The 6234-nt window shown below is 66.0% G+C and carries 3 protein-coding genes and 1 pseudogene; all 4 read left to right on the forward strand.

Annotated elements, in window-relative coordinates; all coding sequences use genetic code 11:
* A pseudogene (locus tag D7Y13_RS36785) lies at positions 1 to 632 on the forward strand (serine/threonine protein kinase); the annotation flags it as partial.
* A gap of 113 nt (positions 633 to 745) precedes the next feature.
* Entirely contained in the window at positions 746 to 2644 is a 1899-nt protein-coding gene (locus tag D7Y13_RS36790; protein WP_120582878.1) for a serine/threonine protein kinase, read from the forward strand.
* Positions 2645 to 2755: 111 nt separating this feature from the next.
* Positions 2756 to 4573: a serine/threonine protein kinase gene (locus tag D7Y13_RS36795; RefSeq protein WP_120582879.1), complete on the forward strand. Its 1818-nt coding sequence runs from the start codon at positions 2756 to 2758 to the stop codon at positions 4571 to 4573.
* 70 nt (positions 4574 to 4643) lie between these two features.
* A partial coding sequence (locus D7Y13_RS36800; RefSeq protein ID WP_147452584.1) for a serine/threonine protein kinase occupies positions 4644 to 6234 on the forward strand: 1591 nt, incomplete at its 3' end.

The raw sequence follows: 6234 nt of genomic DNA on the forward strand, positions 1-6234 counted from the left end.
CTCCGCCCTCGCCCCCGAGCCCGAGCCCGAGCCCGGTGGAAGAGAAAGCGGTGGCCGAGCTCCCGCCCGAAGAGCCTACGGCAGCGCCGGAGGTGGCGCGTCCCGCTCCCGCGTCCAGGAAAACCGCCGCGAAGCCAGGCCGCGCGACACGCGCCAAGACCGCCGCAGCTTCGGCCACCGAGGAGGTCAGTGCGCCGGTCCCCGTCGTCACGGCCAGCAATGCCCCGGTGGCACCGGCGCCTGTCATCGAGCACGAGCCCGTCGAGCCCAAGGCCCCCGAGGCGAAGAAGAGTGTCTTTGACCTGGTGAAGTCCAAGAAGAGCGAGGTCGAGCAGAAGGTCACCGAGCTGGTCAAGACCAAGCAACAGGAGGTCCAGCTCAAGGTCTCCGGGCTGGTGCAGAACCGGCAATACGGCGCCGCGCTGGAAGCGGCCAACGACTGCGCCGCGAGCAACCCCAACATGCCGGAGTGCCAGCTCATGCTCGGGGACATCCACGGCAAGCTCAACCACCGGGCGGAGAGCGAAAAGCATTACGCGAAGTTCCTCACGCTCGCCCCCGCGGCGCACCCCCAGCGGGCCCGCGTCGTCGAGCTCCTCGGCAACGCCAGCGCTACCCGGACACCGGAATGATCCATTCTCTCCACCCGGACTCTTTCCACTCGCGGACACGCTGAGCGGCCGGGCAGGTGAAGAAAGCCATCCATTCAACCCAGGATGGAATCTGGGTTTAAGATGGACGGCCCATGGCACTGCAAGCGGGCGACGTCTTCGGAAGATATGAGCTGGTGTCCTGGCTGGGCCGGGGCGGCATGGCGGAGACGTGGCGCGCGCAGCTCGTAGGCGACGCGGGGGTGACCAAGCCCGTGCTCATCAAGAAGGTCCTCCCCGAGTACGCGGACGATGAGGCCTTCATCTCCATGTTCATCAGCGAGGCGCGCATCTCCGCCACGCTGTCCCACGGCAACGTCGCTCAAGTGTTCGACTTCGGCCGCGTGGATGGTGAGTACTTCCTCGCCATGGAGTTCGTGGACGGCCAGCCCCTCCATCGCGTCCTCAAGCGCGCGATGAAGAGCGGCCTGGCTGCCCTGCCCGTTCCCGTGGCGGTCTTCATCGCGATGGAGATGTGCCGGGGGTTGCACTACGCGCACTCGCGCACGAATGGCAGCGGGCAGCCCCTGGGCATCGTCCACCGGGACATCTCTCCAGACAACGTGCTCGTCGGCTACGAGGGCCAGGTCAAGATCGTCGACTTCGGCATCGCCAAGGCGCAGTTGCTGCGGGGCTTCAAGACGGCGCCCGGGGTGGTGAAGGGCAAGTACCTCTTCTTCTCCCCGGAGCAGGCGCGCGGCGAGGACGTGGATGCGCGCACCGACGTCTGGGCCACCGGCGTCGTGCTGTATGAGCTGCTCTGCGGCAAGCTGCCCGTGGAAGGCCCTCCGCACGTGGTGATGATGCGGGTGGGACGCGGGGAGATCCCCGCCCCCAGCGTGCTCCGGTCCGACCTGCCGAAGGAATTGAATGACATCGTGATGAAGGCGCTGACCCCTGACCGCGAGGCGCGCTTTGAATCCAGCCATGCGTTCGGGGACGCGCTGGCGGGGTTCCTCTATTCGAACTTCCCGCGCTTCTCCGCGATGACCATCGCGAACCTGCTGCGCGTGCTGTTCCGGGGCGACCTGGCGCAGGAGGGCCGAGAGTTGTCGGTGCCGGGCTCCTTCCTGGAGGAGATGAAGTCCTGGCGCGAGCCCACGGTAACGCAGCAGCCCACCCCACCGCTCCCGATAGAGGAGCGTCAAACCCGGCGGGTCCCCGCCGTCAAAGCGCCCGTCGCGAAGACGACCGAGCACCACCAGGAGCTTGAGGCATCGCTCGGCCTGTCACGTCGGATGATCCAGGGGTTCACCGCCGGCGGGCTTCTGACCGTGGGGGCATGCCTCTGGCTCCTGCTCGACTCTCATTCGCCTCCGCCCGCCGTCGCGGCACCGCCTCCCATCCCCTTCCGTCCGACGGTGGCGGCCAAAGCGGTCATTGCGACGCAGCCTCCACGAAGCCCCGTGGTGGAGATTGATGACGAAGCGACCTCTGTCCGAGGAATGCTGCTCGCCATCAATCGGGCCTCCAGGGCAGACAACCCTGAAGAGGCGCTCAAGGTGGCCAATCGCTGCATCGAGCGTTATCCCAATAATCCGAACTGCAAGAGCGCTCAGCAAGTCGCTCAGTCGAACCTCGACCGTGCCAAAGAGATACAGCGGGAACAGGACGCGCCCAGGACAGTCCCCCACTCAGCCGCTGTCGACAACCTCCCAGCCCTTGCAACGGCTGCCACGATTGAGAAGTCCCTCAACGAGATACAAACTCGCGTCTTAGAGCTCAACAAGCAAGGCAACATCCAGGACGCCCTTGAAATCGCTCAGGCCTGCGCGGACAGGGCGCCCAAGGTCCCTGAATGCCACCTCATGCTTGGCGTCCTCTACGCCAAGAACAAGAACTTCACGAAGAGCGAGCAGCACTACGAACGTTTCGTGATGCTCGCTCCTCCTGACCATCCCAAGCGAAAGCGCGTCGTCGATATACTCAGCAGCACGAGCACTCGCGCCAGCGACACCAGGGAGCCCGCCAGGGTCCCCAACTCGCCGGAGTAGACCCTGCTGTCGCCAGACGCCTTCCACGCGCTGTCACGATGAGCGACCCGGTCGAAGAAGAGCGCCGTTCGTTCGGCCCCACGCGGAATCTGGGTCTAGGATGGACGGCCCATGGCACTGCAAGCGGGCGACGTCTTCGGAAGATATGAGCTGGTGTCCTGGCTGGGCCGGGGCGGCATGGCGGAGACGTGGCGCGCGCAGCTCGTAGGCGACGCGGGGGTGACCAAGCCCGTGCTCATCAAGAAGGTCCTCCCCGAGTACGCGGACGACGAGGCCTTCATCTCCATGTTCATCAGCGAGGCGCGCATCTCCGCCACGCTGTCCCACGGCAACGTCGCTCAAGTGTTCGACTTCGGCCGGGTGGATGGTGAGTACTTCCTCGCCATGGAGTTCGTGGACGGCCAGCCCCTCCACCGCGTCCTCAAGCGCGCGATGAAGAGCGGCCTGGCTGCCCTGCCCGTCCCCCTCGCGGTCTTCATCGCGATGGAGATGTGCCGGGGCCTGCACTACGCGCACACCCGCACGAATGGCAGCGGAAAGCCGTTGGGCATCGTCCACCGGGACATCTCCCCGGACAATGTGCTCGTCGGCTACGAGGGCCAGGTCAAGATCGTCGACTTCGGCATCGCCAAGGCGCAGTTGCTGCGAGGCTTCAAGACGGCCCCCGGGGTGGTGAAGGGCAAGTACCTCTTCTTCTCCCCGGAGCAGGCACGCGGCGAGGACGTGGATGCCCGTTCCGACGTCTGGGCCACCGGTGTCGTGCTGTATGAACTGCTCTGCGGCAAGCTGCCCGTGGAAGGCCCTCCGCACGTGGTGATGATGCGGGTGGAGCATGGGGAGATCCCTGCCCCCAACCTGCTGCGGCCGGACCTGCCGAAGGAATTGAATGACATCGTGATGAAGGCGCTGACGCCGGACCGGAATCAGCGTTTTGAATCCAGCCATGCATTCGGGGACGCGCTGGCGGGGTTCCTCTATTCGAACTTCCCGCGCTTCTCCGCGATGACCGTCGCGAACCTGCTGCGCGTGCTGTTTCGGAGCGACCTGGCGCAGGAGGGCCGCGAATTGTCGGTGCCGGGCTCCTTCTTGGAGGAGATGAAGTCCTGGCAGGGGCCGGCGGCACCGGAGGCCCCCGTGGCACCGCTCTCGGAGGAGCGTCTTCAGCCCCGGAAGGTCCCAGCCGGCCTGTCGCGTTGGAGGGTCCAGGCCTTGGGCGTGGGAGGGCTGCTCACCGTGGGGGCCTGCTTCTGGCTCGTGATGGAGCCACTTTCTCCCCCACCCCAGGCCGTGGCCCCACCGGCCATTCCCATCCAGCCCCATTCGCGCCCCTCGCCCGCGGACAGTGAACCCTCACCGGAGCCTGCGGGAACGTCAGCCCCTCAGGACAAGGAAGCAGACGAAGTCAGCGGGATGGCGAAGTACGTCCACGAGGCCTCCGACAAAGAGCAGATCGAGGCAGCCATCGACATGGCCAACCTCTGCAAGGAGAAGTACCCCAGCAATCCCGAGTGCGCTGACCTCCTGCGGATCGCACTGTCCAAGTCCGCCATTTCGAGATTGGAACGGCAGCCCGGGGGAAACCTTCCTCGCGCGAGGATCAACGGAAGCCGTGTGCCCCTGGCGGTGAACATGGGGACGAACATGCCGATCCAGGAACTCCAGGCTCGCGTCTCAACGCTCAACCAGCAAGGCAAGACCATGGGGGCACTCGCACTCGCCCAGACCTGCGTGGAGAGGGCCCCCAGCGCCTACGAATGCCACCTCATGCTCGGCGTCCTCTACGGCAAGCTCATGGCCTTTGAAAAAAGCAAGAAGCACTACGAGCGGTTCCTGGGCCTCGCCCCTCCGGATCACCCCAAGCGCGCGCGCGTCGCCCAGATCGTCGACTCCGTCAGCAAGACGCCCAGCGCCACCGACACGCCGCGGTGAACGTTCCCTCGGGGAGAAGCGCACCGTTCGTTCGGCCCCACATGGAATCTGGGTCTAGGATGCCCACCTGATGGCACTGCAAGCGGGCGACGTCTTCGGGCGGTATGAGCTGGTGTCCTGGCTGGGCCGGGGCGGCATGGCGGAGACGTGGCGCGCGCAGTTGGTGGGCGACGCGGGGGTGACCAAACCCGTCCTCATCAAGAAGGTCCTCCCCGAGTTCGCCAACGACGAGGCCTTCATCTCCATGTTCATCAGCGAGGCGCGCATCTCCGCCACGCTGTCCCATGGAAACGTCGCTCAAGTGTTCGACTTCGGCCGGGTGGATGGCGAGTACTTCCTCGCCATGGAGTTCGTGGACGGCCAGCCCCTCCACCGCATCCTCAAGCGCGCGATGAAGAGCGGCATGGACACCCTGCCCGTCCCCGTCGCGGTCTTCATCGCGATGGAGATGTGCCGGGGCCTGCACTACGCGCACACCCGCACGGACAACACCGGAAAGCCGCTCGGCATCGTCCACCGTGACATCTCCCCGGACAACGTGCTCGTCGGCTACGAAGGCCAGGTCAAGATCGTCGACTTCGGCATCGCCAAGGCGCAGCTCCAGCGAGGCTTCAAGACCGCGACCGGGGTGGTGAAGGGCAAGTACCTCTTCTTCTCCCCGGAGCAGGCACGCGGCGAGGACGTGGATGCCCGTTCCGACGTCTGGGCCACGGGCGTCGTGCTGTATGAACTGCTCTGCGGCAAGCTGCCCGTGGAAGGCTCTCCGCATGTGGTGATGACGCGGGTGGGCAGTGGCGAGATTCCGACCCCCAACGCGCACCGGCCGGACCTGCCGAAGGAATTGAATGACATCGTGATGAAGGCGCTGACGCCGGACCGGAGTCAGCGCTTTGAATCCAGCCATGCATTCGGGGACGCGCTGGCGGGGTTCCTGTATTCGAACTACCCGCGCTTCTCCGCGATGACCGTCGCGAACCTGCTGCGCATGCTGTTCAAGGGAGACCTTGCGCAGGAGGGCCGCGAGCCGGCGGTGCCGGGTTCCTTCCTGGAGGAGATGAGGTCCTGGCAGGGACCGGCGGCGAAGCCTGTCCCGGTGGCACCGTCCGCGCCCATGCCCGCATCGCCGCCCGGCCCGTCACGCCGGATGGTCCAGGGGCTGGTCGGAGCAGGAGCCCTGCTGACGGCCGTCATGGGGCTGTCGATCTTCATGGTCCTGGAGCAGCCTTCGCACCCCGTCCCGGACGCCGCCCCTCCGGCCAGTCCCATCCTCCCGCCCAAGGGATTCAAGGCGCCCACGCGTCCCGTGGCGGAGAAGCCCCGCGAGGTCGAAGTCCGCCCCGTCGAGGAGTACCAGCAGGACGTCTTCGCCTACATCAAGAAGCAGGATCTCAATACGGCGCTGGTCCATGCCAATTCCTGTCTGGTCAAGCATCCCCAGTCCGCGGAGTGCCATCTGATTGTCGCCGTCATCCACGGACGCTTCGGGCAACGCAAGGCAAGCCGGCACCACTACCGGATGTTCTTGCAGTTCGCGCCCGAGGACTCGCCCCTCCGGGAGCGTCTCACCGCCATCCTGGAGAAAGATGGCGACATCCAGAGCGACTCTCCCGATCCCACCTGGCTCTTCGAGGTGCTGCCCCTGCGCACGGCGTCGCCTCCCC

The organism is Corallococcus praedator (genome assembly GCF_003612125.1).
In the GTDB taxonomy this organism is placed as follows: Bacteria; Myxococcota; Myxococcia; order Myxococcales; family Myxococcaceae; genus Corallococcus; species Corallococcus praedator.

Coding starts and splice junctions, on each gene's coding strand:
- D7Y13_RS36795 (WP_120582879.1), top strand. CDS start 2,756: ATGGCACTGCAAGCGGGCGACGTCTTCGGAAGATATGAGCTGGTGTCC.
- D7Y13_RS36790 (WP_120582878.1), top strand. CDS start 746: ATGGCACTGCAAGCGGGCGACGTCTTCGGAAGATATGAGCTGGTGTCC.